Source organism: Achromobacter spanius (assembly GCF_029637605.1).
Lineage (GTDB): Bacteria > Pseudomonadota > Gammaproteobacteria > Burkholderiales > Burkholderiaceae_B > Achromobacter > Achromobacter spanius_E.
The window spans coordinates 3,739,605-3,766,369 of record NZ_CP121261.1 but is presented as its reverse complement, the minus strand read 5'-3'; the positions used below and the strand labels follow the sequence as shown (position 1 = coordinate 3,766,369).

General features: G+C 64.2%; 21 protein-coding genes. 11 read left to right on the top strand and 10 right to left on the bottom strand.

All coding sequences use genetic code 11. The annotated features are described in order from the left end of the window. Nucleotides 1-43 precede the first annotated feature (43 nt). Together P8T11_RS16770 and P8T11_RS16765 are read right to left on the bottom strand one after the other, a co-directional pair. The gene (locus tag P8T11_RS16770) at nt 44-2,923 is read right to left on the bottom strand and encodes a WG repeat-containing protein (protein ID WP_268080910.1); all 2,880 of its coding nucleotides are present in this window, start codon (nt 2,921-2,923) and stop codon (nt 44-46) included. A 2-nt stretch (nt 2,924-2,925) separates the two neighbouring features. Next, entirely contained in the window at nt 2,926-5,766 is a 2,841-nt protein-coding gene (locus tag P8T11_RS16765; RefSeq protein ID WP_268080911.1) for a WG repeat-containing protein, read from the bottom strand. Between the two features lie 291 nt (nt 5,767-6,057). Between P8T11_RS16765 and P8T11_RS16760 the strand changes: the two genes are divergently transcribed. Then, on the top strand, nt 6,058-7,362 hold the full coding sequence (locus P8T11_RS16760) for an MFS transporter (RefSeq protein WP_431521703.1): 1,305 nt from the start codon (nt 6,058-6,060) through the stop codon (nt 7,360-7,362). 3 nt (nt 7,363-7,365) lie between these two features. On the opposite strand, the gene P8T11_RS16755 is transcribed toward P8T11_RS16760, so the two are convergent. Next, a complete protein-coding gene (locus P8T11_RS16755) occupies nt 7,366-7,746 on the bottom strand; it encodes a cupin domain-containing protein (protein ID WP_268080912.1) in 381 nt (126 codons plus the stop codon). 160 nt (nt 7,747-7,906) lie between these two features. Between P8T11_RS16755 and P8T11_RS16750 the strand changes: the two genes are divergently transcribed. From P8T11_RS16750 to P8T11_RS16735, 4 genes are all read left to right on the top strand, one after another. Beyond that, nucleotides 7,907-8,146: an Arm DNA-binding domain-containing protein gene (locus tag P8T11_RS16750; protein WP_268080913.1), complete on the top strand. Its 240-nt coding sequence runs from the start codon at nt 7,907-7,909 to the stop codon at nt 8,144-8,146. Next, nucleotides 8,143-8,706 (top strand): ureidoglycolate lyase, encoded by a 564-nt coding sequence (locus tag P8T11_RS16745; RefSeq protein ID WP_268080914.1) that lies wholly within the window; start codon nt 8,143-8,145, stop codon nt 8,704-8,706. The genes P8T11_RS16750 and P8T11_RS16745 overlap by 4 nt, the downstream gene beginning before the upstream one ends. Nucleotides 8,707-8,843: 137 nt before the next feature. Further along, complete coding sequence (locus P8T11_RS16740; RefSeq protein ID WP_268080915.1) at nt 8,844-10,316, top strand: DUF1254 domain-containing protein; 1,473 nt, start codon at nt 8,844-8,846, stop codon at nt 10,314-10,316. A 4-nt stretch (nt 10,317-10,320) separates the two neighbouring features. Then, nucleotides 10,321-11,250, top strand: a complete 930-nt coding sequence (locus P8T11_RS16735; protein WP_268080916.1) for a LysR family transcriptional regulator — start codon at nt 10,321-10,323, stop codon at nt 11,248-11,250. Nucleotides 11,251-11,304: 54 nt separating this feature from the next. Here the strand turns inward: P8T11_RS16735 and P8T11_RS16730 are convergent, their stop codons facing one another. From P8T11_RS16730 to P8T11_RS16720, 3 genes are read right to left on the bottom strand one after another with little or no spacing between them, the layout of a single operon-like run. Next, nucleotides 11,305-12,108: an SDR family oxidoreductase gene (locus P8T11_RS16730; RefSeq protein WP_268080917.1), complete on the bottom strand. Its 804-nt coding sequence runs from the start codon at nt 12,106-12,108 to the stop codon at nt 11,305-11,307. 54 nt (nt 12,109-12,162) lie between these two features. Continuing rightward, the gene (locus P8T11_RS16725; protein ID WP_268080918.1) at nt 12,163-13,362 is read right to left on the bottom strand and encodes an ABC transporter substrate-binding protein; all 1,200 of its coding nucleotides are present in this window, start codon (nt 13,360-13,362) and stop codon (nt 12,163-12,165) included. A 44-nt stretch (nt 13,363-13,406) separates the two neighbouring features. Beyond that, on the bottom strand, nt 13,407-14,342 hold the full coding sequence (locus P8T11_RS16720) for a 3-keto-5-aminohexanoate cleavage protein (protein WP_268080919.1): 936 nt from the start codon (nt 14,340-14,342) through the stop codon (nt 13,407-13,409). A gap of 217 nt (nt 14,343-14,559) precedes the next feature. Between P8T11_RS16720 and P8T11_RS16715 the strand changes: the two genes are divergently transcribed. The 4 genes from P8T11_RS16715 (at nt 14,560) to P8T11_RS16700 (ending at nt 19,080) form a co-directional block, all read left to right on the top strand. Continuing rightward, a complete protein-coding gene (locus P8T11_RS16715; RefSeq protein WP_268080920.1) occupies nt 14,560-16,209 on the top strand; it encodes a xylulokinase in 1,650 nt (549 codons plus the stop codon). A 145-nt stretch (nt 16,210-16,354) separates the two neighbouring features. Further along, nucleotides 16,355-17,296, top strand: a complete 942-nt coding sequence (locus P8T11_RS16710) for an ABC transporter permease (protein WP_127185904.1) — start codon at nt 16,355-16,357, stop codon at nt 17,294-17,296. 18 nt (nt 17,297-17,314) lie between these two features. Next, the gene (locus P8T11_RS16705; RefSeq protein ID WP_050445645.1) at nt 17,315-18,277 is read left to right on the top strand and encodes a sugar ABC transporter substrate-binding protein; all 963 of its coding nucleotides are present in this window, start codon (nt 17,315-17,317) and stop codon (nt 18,275-18,277) included. A gap of 62 nt (nt 18,278-18,339) precedes the next feature. Further along, a complete protein-coding gene (locus P8T11_RS16700; protein WP_326494531.1) occupies nt 18,340-19,080 on the top strand; it encodes an ATP-binding cassette domain-containing protein in 741 nt (246 codons plus the stop codon). A 94-nt stretch (nt 19,081-19,174) separates the two neighbouring features. Here P8T11_RS16700 and P8T11_RS16695 read toward each other — a convergent pair whose 3' ends face one another. The 3 genes from P8T11_RS16695 to P8T11_RS16685 form a co-directional block, all read right to left on the bottom strand. Continuing rightward, on the bottom strand, nt 19,175-19,456 hold the full coding sequence (locus P8T11_RS16695; protein WP_050445647.1) for a peptidylprolyl isomerase: 282 nt from the start codon (nt 19,454-19,456) through the stop codon (nt 19,175-19,177). 196 nt (nt 19,457-19,652) lie between these two features. Next, on the bottom strand, nt 19,653-21,788 hold the full coding sequence (locus P8T11_RS16690; protein WP_268080922.1) for an ATP-dependent helicase: 2,136 nt from the start codon (nt 21,786-21,788) through the stop codon (nt 19,653-19,655). 238 nt (nt 21,789-22,026) lie between these two features. Then, the gene (locus P8T11_RS16685; protein WP_268080923.1) at nt 22,027-23,043 is read right to left on the bottom strand and encodes an amino acid ABC transporter substrate-binding protein; all 1,017 of its coding nucleotides are present in this window, start codon (nt 23,041-23,043) and stop codon (nt 22,027-22,029) included. 164 nt (nt 23,044-23,207) lie between these two features. On the opposite strand from P8T11_RS16685, the gene P8T11_RS16680 reads away from it, so the two are divergent. After that, the gene (locus P8T11_RS16680) at nt 23,208-24,338 is read left to right on the top strand and encodes an FUSC family protein (protein ID WP_268080924.1); all 1,131 of its coding nucleotides are present in this window, start codon (nt 23,208-23,210) and stop codon (nt 24,336-24,338) included. Between the two features lie 22 nt (nt 24,339-24,360). Here P8T11_RS16680 and P8T11_RS16675 read toward each other — a convergent pair whose 3' ends face one another. Beyond that, nucleotides 24,361-25,311, bottom strand: coding sequence for a LysR substrate-binding domain-containing protein (locus P8T11_RS16675; RefSeq protein WP_268082338.1), 951 nt, complete (start codon nt 25,309-25,311; stop codon nt 24,361-24,363). Nucleotides 25,312-25,515: 204 nt separating this feature from the next. Here P8T11_RS16675 and P8T11_RS16670 point away from each other — a divergent pair, with 204 nt between their 5' ends. Continuing rightward, on the top strand, nt 25,516-26,745 hold the full coding sequence (locus tag P8T11_RS16670; protein ID WP_268080925.1) for a metal-dependent hydrolase family protein: 1,230 nt from the start codon (nt 25,516-25,518) through the stop codon (nt 26,743-26,745). The last annotated feature ends 20 nt before the right edge of the window (nt 26,746-26,765 follow it).

Below are 26,765 nucleotides of genomic sequence, written 5' to 3'. Positions count from 1 at the left end.
TCAAGAATGCGCTTCAAGCACGGGCTTCAAACGCCCGGCCGCCTTAGCGGTCGCAACGCGCCGGCATCGTGTTGGGCCACAAACGCTGCCCCGCGCTGCCATACAGCGCGCGCACGCCGCAGATCATTTCCACGCGGGCCAGCGCGTGGCCGGCGGGGTCGATGAGTTCCGAATAGTCCATCGTGGACACCACCGCGCGCTGGTTCTTGAACGGCGTGACGGTGCTGTACGCGGGCTGAATGACGTACTGCCCCTGGCGGTCGACAAAGCCGATGTTCACATCGGCCAAAGCCGGCGCCAGGCCGTCGCGCAGCGTGCCCAGCGCATTGAACGCCGGGCCGGTGAGTGCGCCCTTGGCATCCACCGCGCGCATCGCGCGGGTCGGCAGCAACGACACGGCCTGGCCTTCCGAGAATGCCGACGTGACGCCCTCGGCCGTGAGCCGCGTCTTGCCGCTCGTGTCGACATAGTCCGTACGCAGCCGGCCGTTCACTTCGTAATGCCTGAGTAGTTGCGGTGAACCTTGCGGCCACTGCCATTCGCCCGCGGGCAGCGTCGCCACCGTCTTGCCCGCCGTGTCGATCAGGCGCGCACCGCTTTCATCAGTGGCCAGCGCACGCGCGGGCGAGCCCTGGAACACCGAGCCGGTGGCGGCGCTGGGCGGAATCTGCCATTCGCCGAGTTCGTTCAGATATCCATGACGAGCCGTGCGCCGAATTTCCAGCCAGTCGCCCAGGCGCGTATATAACGCGTCTTCCAGGTCCTGCGCGTTGACGCCATCTGCTGAAAAGATCCAACGCCGATGATCGCTCTCGGCCGTGATGGTGCCGTCTTCCGTCTGGCCAATCTGCAACCGGCTGATGAAGGGCGTCAGCGCGCGGCCTTGGTCATTGAACAGCGCAACGGGGCGGTTGGTGCCCTCGTCCTGCGCGCCCGCCTGCATCACCTTCCACAAGTTGTCGTTGACCCGCGCGACGGCATGATGGCGCGCCGGCACGGTCCACTTGCCTTGCAGATCGATCACGCCCACGCGGTCACTGCCCAGCGATGCAACAGCGCGCCCGTTTTCAAACGCACCGATCTCCTGAAACGCGGGCGCGGCCAGTTCCTTGCCCGCCACGAAGTCGTACAGACCCCACGGCGCATCGGCGCTGGCTGTCTTGACGTAGCGCATCACACCCGGCGCCACCACTTGCGAATCGAACACATCGGCGGGCAAGCCATACAGCTTGCCGTCGCGGTCGATCATTTGGTTCACGCCGTTGGCGTACACCAGCGCATAACCCAGGTGAAACGCGCCAATGTATTGCTGCGCCGGCAGATTCATCACGCGGCCCTGGGCGTCCAGCAAGCGGATGCCGTCAGCGGTGGTTGCGGCGTAGCGCAGTTGTTCCGGCTTGAGGGCGTCGGTGGATACCAGCGCATCGGTGTCGCCGTCCGGGTCAACGTCCAGCATCGTCAGGTCCGTCCACGACGGGTCGGTCACCAGGCTGCCGTCCGCCAGCAGCAAGCCGGCGCCCGCAGGGCCGCATTGGCAATGCGACTGGCCCAGCATCCCCAAGGGAGCGCCAGGCAAGTCCATGGGCAACGCCTTCAGTTGCATGTTCTGCACGGCCTCGACGGCTTCCGGCTTGAGCAATGCGTGGCCGTCGGCGTCGACGATATTGAGCAGTGCGCCTTCCCGGTTCCTGATCCACAGCCGGCCTTGATGCACTTCCATCTTGCCGGCCTCCGCCAGCCAGGCGGGGGCGGTGTCGCCGTGCAGCCACGCGCCCTGGGGCGTCAGCAGGCCGATCCCTGTGTCGCCTTTGAAGAGCACGAAGCCTTCTTCATCGACGGTGGCTGCAAGGCCCGCGCCCAGCGGCACTGGCTTGGGCTGGCCGGGCACCAACGCCATCATCGTGTCACCCGACGGGTACACGATCGCGTCGCCAAAGCGCTGCGAGGCGCGGGCTTCGGGCGACGTCATGGTCACGACCGGCTGGCCGGCGGTGTCCAGCACCGCATAGCCCTTGCGATCGCCCAACTGCGCGCTCCAGAACTTGCGGCCCACGGGGTTCAGCGATTCGTAGTGCTGGTCCGCGCCGATTACCGTGCCGTCCGTGCCCAGCAGCACGACGCCGTCCGGCCCATAAGCCACGGCCAGCATGCCGTCGCGATTGACCGAGATATCGTCGTACACGGGTTCAAGCACCCAGTTCCAGTCGCGGTCGACCAGGCCGTGCCGATACTCGCCGTTGGTGGCAATGAAAAACCCCTGGCCATAGGCTTGCGTCACCTTCACGCCGGGCGTGGCGAAGCGGCGTTCGCCCGTTGGCGACCGGTATTCCAGCTTGTAGGCTACCGTTGCCCGCGCGGGCACGCCGTCTTCAATCACCAAACTTTCGACGCCGGCGTCCAACGGCTCGCCCACCGTGTCGCCTTGGCGGTTGATGAACACATGGCGTCCGTCCAGCGTGGCCACGGCAAGGCCAATTTCGGCAAAGTCGCCCACGCTGTCGTAGCGCGGCGGCACGGCCATGCGGCCTTGCGGGTTGATGAAGCCCCACTTGCCTTGCCATTGCACGGCGGCCAGCCCGTGGCGAAAGTCGCGCACGTTCTCGAAGATCGGGCGGATCACCAGCCTGCCGTTCTGATCCAGAAAGCCCCAGGCATGGCGGCGCAGGGACTCGTCCGATGGCACGCGGCGCATCGGCTCCAGCGCGGACGGCAGCAGCACGGCGGCGCGCCCATCCGCCAGGTTGCGGATGCAGCCGTTGGCGTAGGGCGTGTGGTACGAGATGTCGTCGACAGCGACGTCGTTGCGCGCGCGGGTTTCGTCAACGCAAAACACATGGCCCATCTGCGCGTGCGCGGACAGGGATGCGCCCAGCGCGGCCAGGGCGCAGGCGATACGGGTGGTGCGGATCACTCGTGACGTCATGGTCATTCTGCTTTGGCGGTGTCTAGGGCGGGGGGATCGATGCGCGTCGCGTCAGGGCATGTCAGGGCTTCGCGCGGCCAGCTCTGGTTTTCTTCCGCGTCGAAGATCACGATCTGGTCGCACAGCATGCCGAAGGTGGTGGTGGTCTTGCCGCGTGTGTCGATGAATTCGACCAGGTGGTCGCGAAACACCATGGCGCGTTCGTCCTGGAAGTCTTGCGCCCACGTGAACGCGGGCGGAATGGCAAAGCGCCCGCTCAGATCGATGTAGCCGTACAGCTTGCCCGTGCGGTCCAGGCGTTGCGCCCGGGCCAGGCCGTGCTTCAGCGCGCCCAGGTCGCTGAAGTGCGCGCCCACGATGCGCTTGCCCGCCGCATTCAGAAAGCCTTGCTTGCCGTAGCTTTCGCTGTAAGGCACCACGCCTTCGCTGGCGCGCTGGTAGCCCACCGGAAAGCGGTTGGACAGGCGCGCGACCTCGCGGCCCTGCAGGTCCGTCAGTATGGAGGTGGACGCGCGGTCGTCTTCGAACAGCACGCGTTGCATGGACGCCAGCGGGAAGCCGTCGCCGTACTTCTCCAGCACCGTCTTGCCGTGTTGGTCGATGACGCGATAGCCAGGCCCTTGGTTGACGCGCGCCAAGCCCTCGGGCTGCACGAAGAAGGGATTGAATTCGCCATACAGGGCCGGCACTTGCAGGTTGCCGCGCGCGTTGATGGCGCCTTCGCGTTCGTCCTGGTGCACGATCAGCCAGTCGCCATGCTGCGCTTTGCTGTCGATGCGGCCATCTGAAACCTTCGTCGTCCCGCCCTGCGCGTCGAACAGCACGGCGCTGCCGTCGGCCAGTTCGCCGATGTAGCGTCCGTTTTGCAGCTTGTCCGGCTTGCCGTAGATGATGTCGCTGCGCTTGCCGGTGCGCAGGTTGACCATCCGGTATGGGCTGCCACCATAACGGCCAGCCAGGCCCTTGCCTTCGGGCTCGTTGACCAGCATGAAGCCGTTGCCCAGGTATTCCATGTTGTAGGCGCTGTCGTGCGTGGCCGGCACGACCCACTGGCCCTGGCGGTTGACGACACCCCAGCGGCCCTTGTCCTGCACACGGGCCCAGTCGTCGTCGAATTCCTTGATGCGATCAAATTCCGGCTTCAGCGCGGGCGCGCCCAGGCGAATGTTCCACAGGCCCCAGCGGCGTTCGCGGTTGCCGTCCGCCGCGCGGTAGACCAGCAGCTCGCCTTCCAGCTCGGACGCCGCCGCGCTGACTGCTTCCGGCAAGTTAGCCGGTTTGCCGCGCGCATCGATCAGCAAGGCGTCGTTGCGACGCATGTCGCCGGTGCGCGCCCAGGTGTAGGGGCCCTTGAACCGGCGCATGTCGTTGTACTCGGGCGGCACGGCCCAGTCGCCCTGGCCGTCGATGGCGCCCACCTTATCGTTCGTGGCGCGCACCACCAGCGGCATCGTCACGTCATAGGTGTTGATGTTTTCCCATTGCGGGTTCGACACGATCTTGCCCGTGGCGGTCAGGATGGCCAGGGGCCGTGCGCCGTTGAGGTCGCGCAAGAGTGCCAGCGGCATGGCCTGGTCACCGGAACCGCGCTGGGCGGATTTGCCGGGAGAAAACGCGCTGACGTCATAGCTGCGCAGGCGCATGGCGGTATCCGCATCCAGCAAGGGCTTGCCGTCGGCGGCGTACACCTGCATGAGGGAAGCTTCGGCGTTGACCGCGAGGGCGGCATGTGACGCCGCCTCATCCGCGCTGGCGGTGTCGGCCACCTCCCCGACGGCCGGCATGCCGTAAACCCACGCCTGGCCTTGAACGATGTCGACGCGGCCGTCGCGTATCGCCAGCTTTTGCACCGTGCCGTCAGGGCTGATCAACAGCGTTGTCGATGCGTCGTACAGATAGCGCCAGCCATCGCGCTGCTGCACGCCCATGTATGACGTGGAAAACGCATGCAGCGGCTTGAGCCCGCCGTCCAGCAAGGTGGGCTTGCCGTCTTCCTCCGCCACCAGCCAAAGGCCGGACGCCAGCCACTGCACGCGCTCGTAGCGGGATTGCGAAATCGATTCGCCGCGCGGGTCCACGAAGGTCCAATCTTTTTCACGGCGCACGGCCACGACGTCGCCGTCGCGCATGGGCGCTTCGCGTGAGCGCAGCACGTCCGGTGTGACGGCCCAGCGGCCCTGTGCGTCCAGCAAACCCCACCAGCCGGAATAGCGCGACCCGCGCAACTGCGCCGGCAAATAGTCGGCTGACGGCGCGTCCAGCATCATCACGCCTTCGGGCAGCGCGGTGGCCGCGCCCGTTGCGGTGTTGATCAGGCGCGGCGGCGTGGGAACCTCCATCGATGCCAGCTTCTGGCCGGGCATGAAGCCCCATGTGCGGGTGCCCAGCGGAAAGGTCTTGACGACCTTGCCCTGCCGGTCGATCAGCAGATTAAGTTCACCGTCTTCAACCAGCGCCGTGCCTTCGGCGTTAAAACCCGTGGCCCTGGTGTAGCGCGGCTTGATCGCCCACTGGCCCTTGGTGTCGATATAGCCCCACAAGTGACCCTGGCTGACAGCGGCCAGGCCATTCTGAAACCGCGAGGCGTGTTCGTAGGCGGGCACGATGGCCATGCGCCCCTGCTTGTCGATATAACCCCAGGCGCCGGCTTCGTCGCTGCGCGACCCGGTCAGCACGGCCGCCAGTCCGTCGCTGAAGGACTGATGGCAGGCCGTGTCTTCGTTTCGGCCGTAGTAGCTGGTGCTGCATTGGTCCAGCCAGGAGTCGGCGTGCGCCGTATCGGGCAGGGCCGGCAAGGTCAGCGCCAGGGCCAGCGCCAAGGGCTTGAGCGCGGTGCGCATCATGCGAACACGCGGACAGGGGCCGCGAAAAAGGGGAAGCCAAGCCGGACGTGCCACATGGTCGTATGCCTTGCCAGAATATGCGAAGGCAGCACTGTAACCAGCCGTAGGGGGGCGACGAAAGGGTAAATGTAACGATAGAAAACGAAGCGTTAACAAGCGACGGTTTTTCGCATTCCCGCCCCGCATGCAGCCGGCAAAAAATAATCGCTTGAAGCCACGTGGCGGCCCTTCTGTAATGGAATCGCGATGTTTCCCGTGCCGAGGCCCATCGCGCGACCAGAGAGGTTCACCATGCCAGCGCCCCTTGCCCCGTCTTGCCCAGACGCTTGCCCCCGCGATGCGTCACAGCCCGCTGCGTCACAGTCCCCCGCTTCACCCCTCGACCCTTCACGCTTGTGGCTGCTGGTGCTGGCCGGCGGCATCATCATGGGCCTGGCCTTGGGCGTGCGCCACGTGCAGGGCTTGTTCCTCTTGCCCGTGTCGATGGACCGGGGCTGGAGCCGCGACACCTTCGCGATGGCGCTGGCCGTGCAAAACCTTACCTGGGGCATCGCGCAGCCGTTTACCGGCATGGTGGCCGACCGTTATGGATCGGCCAAGGTCATCGCGGGCGGGTTGGTGTTCTACGCGCTGGGCCTGGTCGGCATGGCGCATGCGGTCACGCCCATGGCGTTCATGCTGACGGCGGGCGTGTGCATCGGCATCGCGCTGTCGGGCACGGCGTTCGCCGCCGTCTATGGCGCGCTAAGCCGGCTGGTGCCCCCCGAGCGCCGAGGCTGGGCGCTGGGCGTGGCCGGCGCCGTGGGTGGCCTGGGGCAGTTCGCAATGGTGCCCGCCGCGCAGGGGTTGATCGGGGGCTGGGGCTGGGTCAGCGCGTTGCTGGTGTTCGCGGTGGTGATGGCCGTTTTGCTGCCCTTGGCGCGGCCGCTGCGCGAACCCGACAGCGCGGCGCGCGACGCCAATGCGCCGGACGCCAGCCTGTCCTTGCGTGCCGCCATCGGCGAAGCGTTCACGCGGCCCGGCTTCTGGCTGTTGAACCTGGGCTTTCTGGCGTGCGGATTCCAGTTGGCGTTCATCGGCACGCATCTGCCCGCTTACCTGATGGACAAGGGCTTGCGTGCGTCCGACGCGGTGGCGGCCCTGGCCATCATTGCGCTGACCAACGTCATGGGCACCTATGTGTTCGGCGTGCTGGGCGCGCGTCACCGCCGCAAGTACCTGCTGGCCGGCATCTACCTGCTGCGCACGGCGGCCATCGCTTTGTTTCTGTTGCTGCCCTTGTCCACGGGAACCGTGTACGCGTTCGCCGCCATCATGGGTTTTGTCTGGCTGGGCACCGTGCCGCTCACCAATGGCCTGATCGCGCAGGTGTTCGGCGTGCGCTACCTCACCACGCTGTTCGGCTTTGTGTTCTTTGGCCACCAATTGGGGTCTTTCCTGGGCGTGTGGCTGGGCGGCGTGGTGTTCGAGGCCACGCGGTCGTATGACCTGATCTGGCTGGGCGCGATGGCGCTGGGGGTTGTGTCCGCCGTGCTGCATTGGCCCATCGACGACCGCGAGATCCTGCGTGTGCGTACGGTCGGCGCGCCTGGTTGAACCCTACACCGGCCGATGCTGGGTGCCCGCGCCCATCGTGATGTGCAGCATGCGACAGGGCTCGACCACTTTGACGGTATGCCACACGCCCTTGGGAATGACATAGGCGTCGTCGGCCAGCATCTTCACCACTTGCAGGCCCGTCGGCCATTCCAGATGCAACTCCGCCGTGCCCGACATCAGACGCACGATCTCGTCGGCTTCGGGGTGCATTTCCCATTGGGGCCAGTCGTTGGCGAAGGTGTATTCGGACACCAGCCAGCCCCGGCCGAAGCGGTCCAGCGCCTCGGGCGGCTGCGACCAGAACTCGTCGCCGCCCTTGACCGTGGCGGCGGCGCCAGTGGCGTCCAGCAGAACATAATGCGATGACAGATCAGTCGTCATGGTGGGCATCCTTGATAGGGGTGTTCTTGGCGGGTTCATCCTTGCAGGGCCAGCCGCCATCGTAACCATGCTTGCCCGCTGTGTTCACGCAAGCCGCGCTTGGACGATGCATATCAGGCGATTATCATGTCGCCCATCCGCAATCACCACGGGAAAGACGATGAGCCAGGGGTTCGAGGGGGTCAGACCCGCGTCGGAATCGTCCATCGAGATCGGCTTCATGTATAAGGGCCAGCATTGCGTTGAACGCATCCGCGTCAAGCCCACGGCCGCCAACCTGAAACGCGCGGCCGATCGGCGCGCTGCCATCCTGGATGCCATCGCCCGAGGCGACTTCGACTACGCCACCGAATTCCCCAAACGCGGCACGCCGCCCAAGCCATCACAGGGTTCTGCATGACGAGCAAGCAGCAGTTGGAAGTCAATGATCTGACGCCGCAGGCATTCACGCCGTATGGCTGGATGTTGGGCAAGCCCATTCCGGATGGCAACGGCATGCCGCTGTTTTCCAACCCCGCCACGGACTTCTGGCAGGAACACGTGTTCAACACCGGCGCGGGTGGCGACGCCGAGGTGCTGTGGGTCAATTACCGCAGCGCTTCCCCAGAAATCGCCAGCCTGGAAAAGCACTTGCTGACGCAGCAGGCCATCGTGCCGCTGACCGGCACGATCATTCAGGTGGTGGCGCAAAGCCTCGCCGACGGCAGCCCCGACCTGGCCACACTTGCCGCCTTTCGCGTGCCGCAAGGGCAGGGCGTTTGCATGCGGCCAGGGTGCTGGCATGCCACGCGCGTGGTGGATGCCGAAGTCACCTGCCTGATGCTGACCCGCCGTTCCACCACGCTGGACCTGATTCAGCACCTGAACACCGACGCGCGCGCCACCGAAAGCGCCATCGTGGCGATCACGGCCAGGCAACTGGAAAGCCTGGCGGATCGGGAACAGGCAGTCGACGCCTGATCGCGGTGCCCCGCCCGGATCAACTCGGCGCGGATCGGCAGGAAATATGCCAGAATCGCCTGCGGTATTGCTGTTTTTGACCGCGACGCTGCCGCCAATCGGGCGTTGCCAACAACATGCAGGTGTTGGAGCAAATTATGCGCGATCGTCAAAGTAGCACCGGGTTTGCGTCCACGGCGCTCCGCCGCCGCGTGGGCCTGTTGGCCGCCGCCGCGCTTAGCGTAAACCTGGCGGCCTGCAGCTTCACGTCGTCCGACGAGGCGACGGGTTCGCAGTCGGTGGGCATCCAAGGCGTCACCGCGCAACAGGCGCGCAGCATTGCCAGCGAAGCGTATCTGTACGGCACGCCCATGGTCGCCAGCTACCAGACCATGTATGCCTTCAACCTGGACAAGAACAACCCGCAATACAAAGGCCCGCCCAACACCTTCAACAACATCGCGCGCGTCTTCACGCCCGAGGACACCGCGTTCGTCACGCCAAATGCGGACACGCCGTATTCCTTCGCCATGCTGGACCTGCGTGCCGAGCCCGTCGTGATCAGTGTGCCGCCCATCGAAAAGCGGCGCTACTTTGTGCTGCAATTGATGGACCTGTACACCTACAACTTTGCCTACATCGGCAGCCGCGAAACCGGCAACGGCGGTGGCAACTTCCTGGTGGCGGGGCCGCGCTGGAACGGCAAGGTGCCGCGCGGCATCACCAAGGTGATCAAGTCGGAAACCGAACTGGTCAACGTGGTCGGCCGCACGCAACTGTTCAACGCGGCGGACCTGAACAACGTCAAGCGCATCCAGGCGCGCTACAAGATCCAGACCCTGTCGTCCTTTGCCAAGCGCCGCCCGCCACCCGCGCCCGCTGCCGTCGACTGGATTCCTCCCGTGCCGCCGCACGAGATGCGCACGTCGCTGGAGTTCTACAACCAACTGGCCTTTCTGCTTCAGTTTGCGCCCACCCACCCCACGGAAAAGTGGCTGCGCGAACGGCTTGCCAGCATCGGTATCAAGCCCGGCCAACCCTATCCCGTTGACCAGTTGGACCCGCGCCTGCGCCGCGCCTTGCAGGAAGGCATGCATACGGCGCAGAACGACATCGACAAGAATCGCGCGGCGCTGGGCGGCAAGACCGATGGGCTGTTCGGCAGCCGCGCCAAGCTCAAGAACGACTATCTGGCGCGTGCGACCGGTACGCAGATGGGCATCGGCGCCAATAGCCGCGAAGAAGCGTTGTACCCCGTGCTGGAAAAAGACAGCCGGGGGCAGGAACTGGATGGCCGTTATGCGTACACGTTGCGCTTTGCGCCGCGCAGCCTGCCGCCCGTGAATGCGTTCTGGTCGATGACGATGTACCGGTTGCCCGAACAATTGCTGGCGCCCAACCCGATCAACCGTTATCTGATCAATTCCCCCATGCTGCCGTCGCTGAAGAAAGATCGCGATGGCGGGCTGACGATCTACATCCAGTCGCAGTCGCCGGGCAAGGGCAAGGAGTCCAACTGGTTGCCCGCGCCGCCTGGCCCGTTCATGGTGACCCTGCGCTACTACTGGCCCAAGCCCGCGCTGTTGGACGGCAAGTGGGTCACGCCTGAAATACAGCGGGTGGCGCAATAGCGGCATGAAACGCAACTTCAATATTCACGACCTGCGTATTTTCTATACGGTCGTCATGACCGGGTCCACGCGCCAGGCCGCGCAGGTGATGAGCCTGACGCAGCCCGCGATCAGCCATGCGGTGTCGCGGCTGGAAACCGCTACGGGCGTGCAGTTGTTTGACCGATCGCACAAGACCTTGCGGCCCACCGAAGCCGGGCAGTACCTGTATACCGAAGCCAAGTTCGTGCTGGACGAATTGGTGCGCATCGACGAAGCCCTGCACAGCATTGAAAAGTTTGGCGGGCGCGGCTTGCGCGTGGCCTCGTCGCCCGCGCTGGCCTTGGTCTATGCGCCCGAAGCGGTGAAGCGGCATCTGGATGAGCACGGCAAGCGGCCGTTTTCCATCGACGTGGAATCGTCGGTGCAATGCATAAGCGCGGTGGAAACCATGCGGGCCGACTTCGGCCTGGGCGCGGTGGGCCGCGACAGTCCGCGCCTGAACTTCACCACATTCCTGCGCACCGACGTCATGGCCATTGCGCACCGCGACCACCCCTTGGCGCGGCGCGACGTGGTGGCGGTGTCGGACATTTCCCCCGAATCTTTCGTCAAGCCGCTGTGGTCCGACTACGTGGTGGCGCAAGGCGACATTACCGATTCCGATGCGCTGGACTCCGGCATGCAAGCGCATATGACGCTGGTGCCCGGCACGGTGCGCGCCGTCAAAGGCATCAGCCTGGTCAACGCGATATCGGCGTCGGACATTGTGTCCGTCTACCCCGACATCGTCGCGGTGCCGCTGGCGTCGAGGCAGTGGTTCGAGTTTGTGCTGATCACCCGCAAGGAAGCGCAGAACCATGAGCTTAGCGAGCGGCTGCTGGGCGCCTTGTACGCCACGGCCCAGGCGCGCCGCACCGGTGTTTTTGCGGAGACGATCCAACTGATTGCCTAGCCCGGCATGCCGGCGCACGGACACGCCGCCTACGGGCTACGGGTGCACCGAACCTTAATCGGCCGGCGGCTGCCACGGCAAAGATTGCAGGTCGCCGTCGATGCTGATCGCCTGGCCGCTGATCATCGCGCCAAACGGGCTGGCCAGGAACAGCGCCATGTTCGCGATGTCGGCGCCCTGTACAAACTGCCGCAGGCTGACGCCCGCCAACTCCAGCTTGGTTTCTTCTTCCACCGTCAGGCCCATCGCGCGCGCCCGCGCGGCAATCACGCGGTCGATGCGCGGGCCGGCCACCAAGCCCGGCAGCAGGGCGTTGACGCGGATGCCGTAAACGCCCAGTTCCACCGCCAGTGAACGCGTCAGCCCCACCACGCCCCATTTCGAGGCGGAATAGGGCGTGCGCAAGGGTAGCCCCATGCGCCCCGCCACCGAACTGATGTTGATGATGGCGCCGCCGCCTGATTCGCGCAGCGCGGGCACGGCATGCCGAACCGTATGGAATTGCGACGCCAGGTTGATGTCCAGCGTGGCGGCCAACTCGTCCGGCTGAATGTCGGTGATGCGGGCGGTGGGGCCGGCGATGCCGGCGTTGTTCACCAGCACGTCCAGGCCACCCAGGTGCGCCAGCGCGGTTTCCATGTAGCGGTCAATCTCTTCACGGCGGCTCACGTCGGCGCGGCTGTTGGCATGGCGGCATTCAAACAGCGCGCCTTCGTCCACGTCGCACACGTGGACGTTCGCGCCGCGCTCGGCGAAGGCGTCGGCCAGCGCGGCGCCGATGCCCGCCGCGCCGGCGGTAACGATGACGCGGCGGCCGCTCAGGTCCACCGGCAGGGCGCTCAGGTCTTGCGGGTTCATGCGATTTCCTTCGGGGTGGGCAGGTGTCATGGCTTCAACATCACGGCTTCAATATCAGGGCTTCATTAATGGGCACTTCGATTCCTGCGGCGACGTGTAGATCTGGTCGCCCGGAATCTTCGAGATCAGCTTGTAGTAGTCCCACGGGCCCTTGGATTCCGAAGGCTTTTTCACCTGCATCAAGTACATGTCGTGCACCAGCAGCCCGTCGGCGCGGACGGTCGCGTTCTTTACGAAGAAGTCGTTCACCGGGTTGGCCTTCACCCACTTCATGATGGTCTCGCCGTCGGTCGTGCCGGTGGCCTTGACCGCGTTCAGGTAGGTGGTGGTGACGGAGTAGTCGCCGGCTTGCAGCATCGACGGCTTCTTCTTCATGCGCTCTTCAAAGCGCGCCGCCCACTTGCGCGACGCATCGTCCTGGTCCCAGTACCAGGCGGTGGTCAGGTACATGCCTTGCCCGGCCGCCAGGCCCAGCGCGTGGATGTCGGTGATCAACACCAGCAGGCCCGCGATCTTAATCGTGGGCGTCAGCCCGAATTCCGCGGCGGCCTTGACCGCGTTGCTGGTGTCGGAGGCCGAGTTGGCCAGGCCCAGCACCGTGGCGCCCGATGCCTGCGCCTGCAGGATGTATGACGAGAAATCCGCCGCGTTCAGTGGATGGCGCACGCGGCCCTTCACCTGGCCGCCGTTCGCTTGCACCACGGCCGAGGCATCGCGCTCCAGCGCGTGGCCAAAGGCGTGGTCCACGGTCAGGAAGTACCAGTCCTTATTGCCTTCCTTCAGCATGGCGCGCGCCGTGCCGCGCGACAGCGATACCGTGTCGTACACGTAGTGAACCGTGTACGGCGTGCACTGCGCGTTGGTCAGTTCCGACGCGCCCGCGCTTACCACGAAGAACGGCGTCTTCTTTTCTTCAGCCACCTTCGCCATCGCCAGCGCGGCGGCCGAATTCGCGCCTGCGATCAGCATGTCCACGCCGCGCTGGTCCAGCCATTCGCGTGCGCGCGACGACGCAATGTCGGCGCGGTTCTGGTGGTCGGCCACCAGCACCTCGATCTTCTTGCCGGCGATCTCGCCGCCCATGTCGGCTACCGCCATCTTGATGGCTTCGGCCCCGCCCGGGCCATCAGCATCAGCCGACAGGCCCGACATATCGGTGATGAAGCCGATACGGATCACGTTGGCGTCCGCCACGGCTGCGCCGCCTATTGCCAGCAAGGCCGATGCCACTGCCGCGTTCAAGATTTTCTTCATGTTTGTCTCCCGCCTGGGGTTTGATTGTGGATGCCGTGTCGTCGTCAGAACGCGACGTTGTTCCGGCCTTTCAGTTGCAGAATCTCGCGCGCCTCGTCGGGCGTGGCGATGGTCAGCGACAAGTCCTCAAGAATGCGGCGGATGCGGCGCACCTGATCTGCATTCGACAGTGCCAGTTCGCCCGGGCCGTCCCACAAGGAATCTTCCAGCCCCACGCGCACAAAGCCGCCCATCGTCGCCGCCATGGTCGCAAGCGTGGTCTGCTTGCGCCCCGCCGCCAGTACCGACCAGCGGTAGTCATCGCCAAACAGCCGGTCAGCCGTGCGACGCATCATCATCACGTCTTCGGGATGCGTGCCGATACCGCCCCGGATACCGAACACGGACTGGATCAAGAACGGTGGCTTCAACAGCCCCTTATCCACAAAATGCGCCGCCGTGTACAGATGCCCGATGTCATAGCACTCGATCTCGAAGCGCGTGCCGTTGTCATTGCAGGACGACAGAATGTGCTCGATATCCTTGAACGTGTTCTTGAACACCAGGTCGTTGCTGCTTTCCAGGTAGGGGCGTTCCCAGTCGTGCTTGAATTCCTTGAAGCGCTCCAGCAATTCATACATGCCGAAGTTCATCGACCCCATGTTCAGCGACGCAACCTCCGGCTTGAATTGCGCGGCCGGCAGCATGCGTTCGCTGACCGGCAGCACGGGCGAACCGCCGGTGGTGATATTGATGACCACATCGTTTTGCGCCTTGATGCGTGGTAGAAACTGCGCGTACAGCGCCGGGTCTTGCGTGGGCCTGCCCGTCTGCGGATCGCGCGCGTGCAGATGCACGATGGCCGCGCCGGCCTCGGCGGCATCCAATGCCGACTGCGCGATCTCATCGGGGGTGACGGGCAGATAGGGCGACATCGACGGCGTATGCACCGAACCGGTAATGGCGCACGTGATGATCACATTGCTCTTGGGTTTTTTCATGGGCCTGGGATGTATGACGTTTTATCGTGGCCCCGGCTGTCTCCTCCGGGTGCGGCCCATTCTGTCGCAGGGCTTTGCCCTTGTCACCTGAACAGAAATTATCAACTGATAGGGTTTCCGGTGCTGCGGCGCAGCGTGGTTTGTGATTGCCCGTGTCGCCAAGCCGGGGGCAGAAAGCCGCCGGGGAAACCCTTACGCTGAAATACAATCGGCCACTATGTCAGACCGCCCGCACTTCCACGCCCAACCCCCTGGACTTACCCACGGCTACGTGCTGGCCGTGGACTTGGGCGGCACCCGCTTTCGGGCGGCGCTGGTGGATGTGGACGGCAACATCGCGCATGCCTGCGTCATCGACAGCCCGGCAGGCTCGGCCCCGCACCCCGGTTGGGACGAGATTGACGCAGACGACTGGTGGCGCGGGCTGCAATCCCTGTGCGACACGCTGGCCCGGCAGGCAGGGGCCGGCTTTGACGCCATTGCCGCTGTTGCCATCTGCGGCGTTACCCGCACGCAAGTCTTCATCGACGCGCACGGCGCCGCCATTCGACCCGCCATTACCTGGCGCGATACGCGTACGGCGGCGGACGTGGCGCACTGGTTGGCGCGTGCGCCTGCCGGCCACCCCGAAACCGCGCAGATCAACGCGTTCCACCCCTGGGCGCGGGTGGCGTGGCTGCTGCACGCCGAGCCACAGGACGCGGCGCGCGTGCGCGTCGTGCTGGAACCGAAGGACTACCTGAACTTCCGCCTGACCGGCCGGGCCGCCAGCGACACGGTGTCGATGGCCAGGCTGGCGGCGGCGGGCAGCGCGCACGGAGCGCAAGCCGACCTGTTGACGGCCATGGGTGCCAACCCCGCCTGGGTGCCGCCGCTGTTGGACCCCTTGGCTGTTGTCGGCCCGGTGCAGGCGGGTCTGCCGGGTTCACTGGCGCGCTTGGCGGGACGTAGCGTGATCGCCTGCTCGAATGACACCTGGGCGGCCGTGGCCGGGCTGGGCGCCTTGCGGACGGGGTACGCCTACAACATCTCGGGCACCACTGAAGTGTTTGGCGCGGTTGGCGCGGAACCGGTGCAGGCAGCGGGTCTGATGACGGTGAACTGGGGCAATGGTAATCACCAGATTGGCGGGCCGGGTCAGAACGGCGCGGACACCGTCGCGTGGCTGCTGTCCTTGCTGGGCGGGGTGAGCCGCTTTGGAGCGTCGGACGCAGGCGGAGATGCGGGCGAGCAGGCAGGTGAAGGCGCAGACGGCCACGCAGACGAACACGCAGACAAGCACGCCGATGGACACGCAGGCGGCATGACCAGTGTCGGCCACGCCATGCACGTTTTGCTGGACGCGCCGCGCGACCCGCAGCCCGCCTTGTTCCTGCCCTATCTTCAAGGCGAACGCGTGCCTTACTGGGACCCGCAATTACGCGGCGCCTTCCTCGGCCTGAACCGCCGGCATGGTCCTGGCGACCTGGCATGGGCGGTGCTGGAAGGCGTGGCCTTCTTGAACCGCACGGTGCTGGAACGCGCGGAAGCCGCGTTGGGTGCGCCGGTTGCCGAAATTCGTTTTGGTGGCGGGGCTGCATCCAACCCGCACTGGTGCCAGGTCAAGGCCGATATCTGTGAACGCCCGGTTGTGGTTGGGCAGGCGGATCAGCCTGGAGTGATCGGCGCAGCCGCCGCCGCCTGGACCGCGCTGGGCCGCTACGCCAGCTTCGCGCAGGCGCAGGACGCGCTTGCGCGACCCGCGCGCCGCTACGATCCCGACGCAACACGCCGCAACGCCTATCACCGCATGTACGCCCAGTTTCGCGCCGCCGAAGCCGCCTTGACGCCGGTGTCGCACGCCTTGGCCAGCACGCGCTTGCCGTAAAAACCCTAAGTGCGCCACAGCGGCAAAGCGGCCCTGTCCAGCACTGCGCGGGTATAAACTGCTACGCCATCAGGGCGCGAACGCCCGGCAGGTGGTGGATAACCCTTGCACTACAACGAACACCAACGCGGCAAGGGTTGAGTCGATGCGCGGCATCCTGGAAAAGTACGGCACGGCAATCGCAGGTTTGGCCCTGGTGGGCTTCTTCGCAATCGCCGCCCCTAATTTCGCGGCGCCCAATAATCTGTTGAACATCGCCAAGGAAACCAGCTTCCTGGCCATCATCGCCATCGGTTTCACGCTGGCGCTGGTAACGGCCGAACTGGACCTGTCGGTGGCCGACGTCGCCAGCCTGGCTGCTGTCGTCACGGGCGCGATGGTCCATACGGGCCAACCGGTCGTGGTCGCCATCGCGGCGGGCCTGGGCGTCGGCCTGCTGTGCGGGCTGGCCAATGGCATCGCGGTGACGCGCCTGCGGGTACCGTCGCTGATTGCCACGCTAGGCATGGCCGCCATGGCGCGGGGCTTCGCCTTCATGCTGACCGATGGCGTGTCCTACGTGGGCCGCTGGCCTACCGCCTTTACCGACCTGGCCCGCGCCAAGCCTTTCGGCATCCCGGCGCTGGTGCTGTGGATGTTGGGCATCGTGCTGGTCGCGTATTTCCTTATCAAGTGGACGCGTACCGGCGCCCGCATGACGGCAACGGGCGAAGCCGGAGAATCCGCGCGCCTGGCCGGCATCAACATCCGCGCCATGAAAAGCATCGGGCTGGCGCTGTCGGGCGTATGCGCCGGCATCGCCGCCGTGTTGCTGACGTCCAGCCTGTCGTCCGCCGCGCCCAACATGGCCGGCGACTACTTCCTGTACGCCATCGCGGCCGTGCTGCTGGGCATGACGATGTTCAACCCCGGCCACGCCAATATCGTCGGCACGCTGGTGGCCGCCTTGATCCTGAAGGTGCTGGGCAATGGCCTCGTCCTGATGGGCGCGCCGTACTACGTGCAGGACATCGTGCTGGGCTTCATCATGATTGCATCCGTTGCGGTGTCGTCGGCCGTGCTGAAGAAAGCGGCGTTCAAATTCTGATCCAAAGGGGAAACCACCATGAAGCAATTGATCAAGCGCACCTTGCTGGCCAGCGCCTTCGCCGTGCAGGCGCTGGCCGCAAGCGCCGCCCATGCCTTTGATGTCGGCATCGTCGCCTTTCAGATGTCGTCCGAAACGCACGCCCGCGTGGCCAACGCGGCCGCGCAGGCCGCGCGCGCCAAAGGCTGGACCGTCACGCAACTGAACGCCGAAGGCTCACTGCCCAAGCTGGCCGAGCAACTGGACACGCTGGTCAACAAGAAGGTGGACGCCATCGTCATCGCGATGGGCAAGCCGGTGGAAACCGATGCCCAGTTGCAGGCCGCCAAAGAGAAGGGCATTCCGGTGGTGGGCGTGATGTCCGGCGCCAGCCCGCACATGCTGTTCGACGTGGAAGTCAACGAATACGCCACGGGCGCGCAGTCGGTCTTGTACCTGCTGGGCAAGATGGGCTATCAGGGCAACATCCTGTCGGCGCGCTTTGACGGCAACTCGGGCACGCGCATCCGCGGCAAGATGCTGGACGCGGTGCTGACTGAAAACACCGCCGTCAAAGACCTGGCCAAGTTCAGCATGGCCCGCACCCAAAGCTGGCGCGACGACGTGCGCAACGGCATGCAAGCCCTGTTCCTGCGTCACCAAGGCCAGTTCAAGGGCGTATGGGCATCATTTGACGGACAAGCCTACGTTATCGACGACCTGCTGCAATCGCAAGGCATGAAGAAGGGCGACATCACCTTGGTGTCGGTGGACGGTGGCCCCGAAACCTATCGCCGCATTGCTGATCCCAACAGCCTGATCACTGCCACGATGATGATTCCGTTCGAGCAACTGGGCACCAGCGCCATCGAATCCATTGACCGCATCGTCGTCAAGAAGGAACCCAAGGAGAAGGTGGCCTCGGGCCCGTACCTGTTCATGGATTCCGTGCTGGTCGATGCGTCCAACGTGCAGAAGTTTCTGCAACCCGCCGCGAAGTGAATGCGGGCCAGCGTGTAATCCCAGCCAGCATGACCCCGATGACCCCAGCCAGCATGCCCCCCATCACCGCCGCCTTATCGCTACGCCAGATCCGCAAGTCATACGGAGCCGTCGAGGCGCTGAAAGGCGTGGACCTGGACGTGCCCGAAGGCAAGGTCATGGCCATCTGCGGCGACAACGGCGCGGGTAAATCCACGCTGATCCGCATCATCTCGGGCGCGCAGGAACCCACGGGTGGCGAGCTCAGCCTGAACGGCCGCGCTGTCGTCTTCCGCTCGCCGCACGACGCGCTGGTGCAGGGCATTGCCACCATCTACCAGGACCTGGCGCTGGCGCCCCGCCTGTCCATCTGGGAGAACGTCTTCATGGGCGCCGAATTAGTACGGCGCGTGGGGCCGCTGCAGGTGCTGGACAAGCGCCGCATGGCCGAACAGGCGCGCGGCTATCTACAGCGTTTGTCGGTGCCCATCGACGACATGGACCGACCCGTCGAACGCATGTCGGGCGGCCAACGGCAGGCCGTTGCCATCGCCCGCGCGCTACGCTGGGACGCCCGCGTGGTCATCATGGACGAACCCACCGCCGCCTTGGGCGTCAAGGAAACCGCCTTGGTCCTGAACCTGGTGCGCAAGCTGCGTGAAGAAGGGCGCACGGTAATCCTGATCAGCCACAACATGGCCGACGTGGTCGCGCTGGCCGATCGGGTCGCCATCCTGAAAGGCGGCGTCAAGGTGATCGAACGCGATATCGCCGGACTGGACGCCGACGCGCTGGCTCACCGGGTGATGACAGGCAAAGATTGATCGGCGTGGGGCACCTGAACCCGAAGCATCAGACACAAAAAGGCCGCCGCCGGGTTTCCCCTGGCGGCGGCTTTTTTTCTTACAGCGGCGGGACTTAGTCCTGGCGGCTGGTCACTTCAACCAGGTGATAACCGAACTGGGTCTTCACCGGGCCTTGAACTTCACCAACCGGCGCGCTGAACACGACGGTATCGAATTCCTTGACCATCTGGCCCGGGCCAAAGGTGCCCAGGTTGCCACCGTCACGGCTCGACGGGCAGCTGGAGTTTTCCTTGGCGACTTGAGCGAAGTCAGCGCCGTTTTCAATGGCGGTCTTGAGTTCGTTGCACTTGGCTTCGGTGGAAACGAGGATGTGACGGGCGGAGGCTTGTGCCATGAGGGCTCCTTGCGGAATAGATTGGGGAGGGGAGAGTAACGCATTTGGGCGTGCTCACTACGGTGCCATCATAAACTGGCTTTCAAGACGGCCATGTTGCGGTCTTTAACGTTACGTTACGTCGACCGGTGACATCCCTGTGCGCCATCCCTGTGCTATCCCGCTGCCACCCCTGCATCATGCCTTGGCCAATTCCTTATTCCGCCAACCATTCCCGAAACGCCTCCAAATCCACCCCGCTAGGCACATACCAAACCTTGCGGGTCTTGTCCCATTGCGCCCCTAGCGCCTTGACCACGTCCCTATTCGCGTACGCCACCTTCAAGTCGCGATGCCCCACTGCCTTGACCGGCGCGGCCAGGTTCCGGCGTAGCGCCGTATCCGCGCGCTTCTGCGTCGCCGCCAACTGCATGCGCGCGATGAACGCACTACGCCGCGCAGTGTCTTCCGAAGACACCATGGTCAGGCGGGACTTTGTCCGTGTTGCTGCCACATAAAACAAATTCTCTTCTTCCCCCGCTTTACGCAACGGATCGGGAAACGCGTCGGCGTCCATGAATGGCAGGATGACGTGTTCGAATTCCTTGCCCTTGACGTTGACGATGCAGTCCATCTGCACCGTGTTCTTGCCGGGCCGCGCGCCAACAAACGCTTCTGCCGCGCCAATCCATTCTGAAAACTCACGCAGGGTCTTGCCCGACATTTTGGCCGAGGCGATGAAGCCGTTGACCGAGCGGGTGACGACGGAAGCCTCGTAGGGATGCACGTACAGGCGCTTGGCGACCTTGTCCATGTCCATCAGGTCGCGCACGGTTTCCAGGGCCTGGTAGGCTGGGGTGTCGGTTGATAGCTCGCGCAGGTGCGAAACCGCATCCGAGATGCGGGCGCGGGCGGCGGGGCTGCCGACGCGCTGGATCTGGCCGGTAAAAAAGTGCTTTAGCGCGGACGGTTCTTTCGCCAGCGTCGTCTGTGCCTCTTGCAGTTCCTTGGGCGTCAGCGGTACTTCGGCGAAGGTGGTCAGTGCGTCGACGATGGCTTCGCGTGTGGCGGGGGCCGCGACATGATGGAAGTCATCAAGCGCGATGGCCAGCATGCCGCGCAGGAACAGGATCTCTTCGCGCAGCAGGTAGCTCTTCATCGTCAGCGTGCGGTATTGCACGCCGGCGTTCATCAGGGCGTTTTCGATTTCGATGGATTGATGCGCGTCGCGCAGCAGGACGCTGCATTGGTCCAGCGGCTTGCGGGCCTGCTTCCATTGCAGGATGGCCTTGACGACCTGTGCACCGCAGTCGCCCGGTGTGTCGGCGTAGGTGGCTTCGTGAATCTCGGTGCGCAGCGGCAGGTTGGAATCCACCGGCTTATGCTTGAAGGCTTCCATCGCGTAGGCCAGGTGTGGGCCGTGGCGGTAGGTCATCGTCAGCGGGAAGTTCGCGCAATCGGGAAAGCTTGCGCGGATGCGGGTTTGCAGAAAGGATTCATCGGCGCCCAGGTGGGAATAGATCACCTGGTCTTTGTCGCCCACGCCCACGAAGTAGGTGACGTCCACATTCAACAGCGCTTCGATGATGCAGAACGACGCTTCGTTGATGTCGTGCAATTCGTCGACGAGAACCAGCTTGTAGGGCACCAAGACCTCGCGCGGGTCAGACGCGGATCGCAGCAGGCGCGCCAAGTCGTAAGTGGCGTCGAAAAAGCCCCGGGCGTCGACGTAGCCGAACACATCCACGCGCTGCCTTTCGTATTCAACGGCCCAGAGATAGTCGGTGATGGTCACGCCCGCGCTTTCTGCAATGAACAGCACGTCGGCCCCGTCATCCGGCGCAATCCGCATGGTGGCTTTGAGCTTCAGCAGGTTGTCCAGGAACTGGCTGACGGCGGTGTTGTGGGTGCGGATGTCCAGCAGGTCGGCGTACTGCGGGTTATTTGCCGCCACGTTTTCCAGCGCAAACAGCGCGTAGCTTTGTTGTTCGCGCGTGGACGGCAGGGGCTCGGGCTTGCCGTCTTCAACCTTGGCCAATACCCGCTGCGCATATTCTTCAACGGTCAGCACGTTGACGCGCCGCGCCGTGTTGTAGGCGATGCCCACGTCCACCAAGCGCGTTTGCAGCACCTGGCGGGCTTCGTCGGTGAAGGTCAGCGCCAGGATGTCTTCGGGCGGCAGGCCGCGCGTCAGCGCTTCGCCGATGCGCAGGGCCAGCGTGGTGGTCTTGGCGGCGCCCGCGTTGGCGATGACTAGGCTGGTCCGGCTCCGCGAGGTCTGGATCCGGGTCTGTTCTTCAGTAGGAACGAAGCCGGCGGGGAAGAACTGGGGGGCAGGGGAGTTTGTGGTCATCTAGGCGGAAAAGGCGCGAGCAGGAATGTCGCAGGGGCAGCCGCCAGTGTAACGATTCCCTCAACCGGCCCGGCCAATGAAAACGGCCGGCCGGCGCATGAAGCGCCCGCCGGCCGTTCGGGCCGAAAAAGGGGAGCAAGCCCGGAGTCAAGCGTGGGGTCGAATCCGGAAACCGACCCAAGTCCAGCCTAGATCAAGCCCATATCAAGCCGAGGCTCCAGCCCCGCCTAATACCCGATCAACGCACCGGCCACCCATACATCAAACCACCATCTCGGTACGACGCATTCAGGCCGCGCGACAGCTTCAGCGGGCTGCTGGGGCCCAGGTTCTTCTCAAAGCTCTCGCCGTAGTTACCGATGTGCTTGATGATGTTGTAGGCCCATTTGTCGTCCACGCCCAGGTTCTTGCCCATGCCGGGCGTCACACCCAGCAGGCGCTGCACGTTGGGGTTGGTGCTTTTCAGCATCTCGTCGACGTTCTTGGACGTAATGCCATATTCCTCGGCTTCCAGCATGGCGAACAGGGTCCAGCGTACGACGTTGAACCATTGTTCGTCGCCCTGGCGCACCATGGGGCCCAGCGGTTCCTTCGAGAAGTTCTCGGGCAGGATGTCGTACTGGCCCGGGTTGTCCAGATTGCTGCGTGCCGCCGCCAGTTGCGACTTGTCGCCGGTGAAGGCATCGCAGCGGCCGACCGCGAAGGCGCGGATGATCTCGTCCAGGCGTTCCACCACCACCGGCTTGAAGACGATGTTGTGCGAGCGGAACCAGTCGGCCAGGTTCAGTTCCGACGTCGTTCCCGGCTGCACGCACACGGTGGCGCCGTCCAGTTCCTTGGCGCTTTTCACGTTCAGGGACTTGTTCACCATGATGCCCTGGCTGTCGTAGAAGTTGACGCCCACGCCGATCAAGCCCAGCGTGGTGTCGCGGGTGAGCGATAGCGTGGTGTTGCGCGGCAGCACGTCGACTTCGCCCGACTGCAAAGCGGTGAAGCGCTGCACGGCGCTGACGGCCATGATCTTGGCCTTGGCGGGGTCGCCGAACATGGTGATGGCCAGCGCGCGGCACAGGTCCACGTCCAGGCCGACCCAGCCGCCCTTGCTGTCATTGACCGAGAAGCCGGCCACGCCGGTCGAGACGCCGCACTGGACAAAGCCCTTGCTCTTGACGCTGTCGAAAGTCACGCCGGCCGTGGCGGCCCAGGACGAAAGAAATAAGGCGGTGCCTGCCGCAACGTGTTTGAGTGCTTTCATGGTGTCTCCGCGCGATGGCGCATAGGTATTCTGTCGGCCGGTAAGCCGAGGTGCGCGGAATGGTAGCCACGGCGCCTGGGCGGGAATATCAGGGAATTCCCGTTAAATCCACTGGGCGGAATTTTGGAGGGATAATCGCTGCCAGGCCGACAGAGGGGCGATGCATGAACGAGAAAGACCAAGCGAAAAAGGCAGACGGCGATGACCTACGCCGACCCGGCCGCGGCTTCGTCAAGCAGCAGGTTCAGGGCACATGGCGCGAACTGATCCGCGTCAATGCCAGCGACCGGCGTTGGGAGATGCCGCTGGCGGCGGCCCTGTCTTCCGGCCTGCCCTTGATGGTGGGCGCGTATTTTGGCCGCATGGACTATGGCCTGATGTCCAGTCTGGGCGGCATGGTGTTTCTGAGCCTGCCGCATGCGTCCTTGCAGCAACGGATGATGATGTTGCTGGCCGCGTCCTTCGGCATGGTGGCCTGCTTTGCGGTGGGCGCGCTGACGCAGTTCTGGCCCACGGCCACGATCGCGGCGCTGACATTGATTGCCATGCTGGTGAACATGGTGTGCCGCTGCTATCGGCTGGGTCCGCCGGGCAGTCTGTTCTTCATCATGGCAACGGCGATTGCGGCGTACACGCCCGGCAGCATCGAGGATGTGCCGATGCGGGTAGGCATGGTGGCACTGGGTTGCCTGGTGGCCTGCCTGGTGGCGTTTGCGTATAGCCTGCACATGACGCGCGTGGCGCCGCCACCGCCCGATACGCCCTTACCCAAGCCCACGTTTGATTTTGTGGTGTATGACTCCGTCATCATCGGCTTGTTCGTGGGCATTTCCTTGTTGGTGGCCGAATTGCTGCAACTGCCGCGCCCGTACTGGGTGCCGGTCAGTTGCCTGGCGATTATCCAGGGGGCAAGCCTTTGGGCGGCGTGGAACCGGCAGTTGCACCGGATACTGGGTACGGCGCTGGGCTTGTGCGTGGCGTGGGCTTTATTGAGTTTGCCGTTGAACGTGTGGACGCTGGCCGCCGTGATGATGGCGCTGTCGTTCGGGATCGAAACATTGGTGGTCCGGCACTATGCCAGCGCCGTCGCGCTGATCACCCCGTTGACCATCTTTCTGGCGGAAGCGCCGCATCTGGGGCAGGGCTATCCGGCCGAGGTCATCGAGGCGCGCTTTGTGGATACGGTGATTGGCGCGTTCATCGGTGTGTTGGGCGCGGTGCTGCTGCATAACCAGCGCATTCGGCCGCGATTAAGCCGGTGGATGCGCGCGGTGCTCCCCAATCGTGTGAACTAAAAAGATGAAGCCAGCACGTGAACTAGTCGGTTGATCCGGCCTGGCCCGCCACGCAATAAGGGCAATCCAAGGCGGGCGTGGCCGCTTGCGCCGGCATGCCTTCCAGCGCCGCCGCATGTAAACACTCATGCGACAGCCATTGGCTCAGGCGGTCATAGCTTTCCATATTGCTGCGCCAGTTTGGCGCGCACAGGTAGTAACCCAGCGGGCTTTCGAACGTGCGGTCGAACACGTCCACCAACTGCCCCGTGGCCAATTCCTTTTCGATCAGGCAATGCGGCATCAGCGCCACGCCAAAGCCCGACGACGCCGCCTGGATAATCATCGAAAACAGATTGAACCCGGGGCCGAATCGCGCGCGGTCATAATCGCCGAGATAAGTGGAAAACCAGTATTCCCAAGACAGCGGAATCTCGATGTGCTGCAACAGCGTGCATTGCTTGATGTCTTCCAGGCTGCCGATGGGGTGCTGTTCCAGATACTCGCGCGAGCACACCAGGCGGGTTTCGCGGCCGGTCAGATACTTGGCGTCGCCATCGTGCCAATCGCCGTAGCCATATTGAATGGAAGCATCGAAATCCAGTTCGGTGCTTTTGTAATCGGCCACGCTGTAGCGCACGAAATTAATCGAGATATCGGGATTGAACTCGCGGAAGGTCTTCAAACGGGGAAACAGCCACTGCGCGGCGAAGGTGGGCGCGGCCGATACGTTTAGCGATTTGGCGGACTGCTGCGTGGCCATGACTTGTGACGTGGCGCTTTCCAACGTGTGCAGCGCGGGCCGGATCAGGCTGAGGTAGGTGGCGCCCATGCGGGTCAGTTGCAGCCCGTTGGTGGCGCGGATGAACAGCGCGTGGCCCAGATAGCTTTCCAGCGTGGCAATGTGCCGGCTGATGGCGCTTTGCGTCACGAACAGTTCCTTGCCCGCCTTGGAAAACGACAAATGGCGCGCCGCCGCGGTGAACGCATTCAATTCAGAAAGGGTGGGGCAGCGGCGTCTCATGGGGGTATGAGTGATGCGAATGACGAAAAAACGGGGGTATGAGTAAAGCTCATAAGGCTGTTCAAATTTGTGTCGAACGCCTAAGGGGAGACCCGGTATCGGACGTTTGGATTGTACCGGTAGAGTTCGCCATGCTGAATTTCCTGCATGTTGAACAGATAGCGTGATTTATTTATGAAGCCGGTTGTTGTTAAGAATTGCAAGATCTTGAATACCCGATCGTTGGCCCTGGAAGCCGCGGCCAATGTGTTGATTGAAGATGGGATGATCACTCGCATCAGCGCCGACGAGCTGAGCGTGCCGGACGCCGAGGTGGTGGACGCCAAGGGCATGACGCTGATGCCGGGCATGATCGACTGCCACGTGCACGTGGTGGCGTCGTCCTTCAACCTGGGCCGCGTGGCGGCCTTGCCGAATGCCCTGGCGCTGTTGCGCGCACTGCCCATCATGCAGGGCATGCTGGACCGGGGCTTCACCAGCGTGCGCGATGCCGGCGGGGCCGATTGGGCCTTGGCGCAAGCCGTGCTGGACGGTGTGATCGACGGCCCGCGCCTCTTCTGCGCGGGCAAGGCCCTGTCGCAGACGGGCGGCCATGGCGACTTCCGCCAGCGCAACGATGAACTGGACCCCTGCCCGTGCTCGGTCAAGATCGGCAACATCGGCCGTGTGGTGGATGGCGTGGACAACTGCCGCCTGGCGGTGCGCGAAGAAATCCTGAAGGGCGCGACGCAGATCAAGGTCATGGCGTCGGGCGGCGTGGCCTCGCCGAATGATCCGATCCAGAACCTGGGCTTTTCCGAAGCCGAGCTGCTGGCCATCGTGGAAGAGGCCAGCAACGCCAACACGTATGTGATGGCGCATGCCTACACGCCGCGCGCCATCATGCGCGCGGTGCGCTGCGGCGTACGCACCATCGAACACGGCAACCTGGTCGACCGCGAGGCCGCCGAGGTGATGAAAGAGCACGGCGCCTACATGGTGCCCACGCTGATCACCTACGAAGGGCTGGCCAACGACGGCGAACGCTATGGCCTGCCGCTGGACTCGGTGAAAAAGATTGCCACCGTGCGCACGCAAGGCCTGACGGCGCTTGAGATCCTGGACGACGTCGGCGTGAAGATGGGTTACGGCAGCGACCTGCTGGGCGAAACCCACTACATGCAAGCCGATGAACTGACTCTGCGCGCCCGCGTGCTGGGCAACGCCAAGGTGATTCAACAGGCGACGCTGATCGGCGCCGAAATCCTGAACCAGCAAGGTCTGCTGGGCGAAGTGTGCGTGGGCGCGCATGCCGACCTGCTGCTCGTCGACGGCAACCCGCTGGACGATATCTCTCTGCTGACCCAGCCCGACTCCATCAAGCTGATCATGAACCGCGGCTTGTTGCACAAGAACGCCTGCTGACGTTCCTTCACTCTTACTTC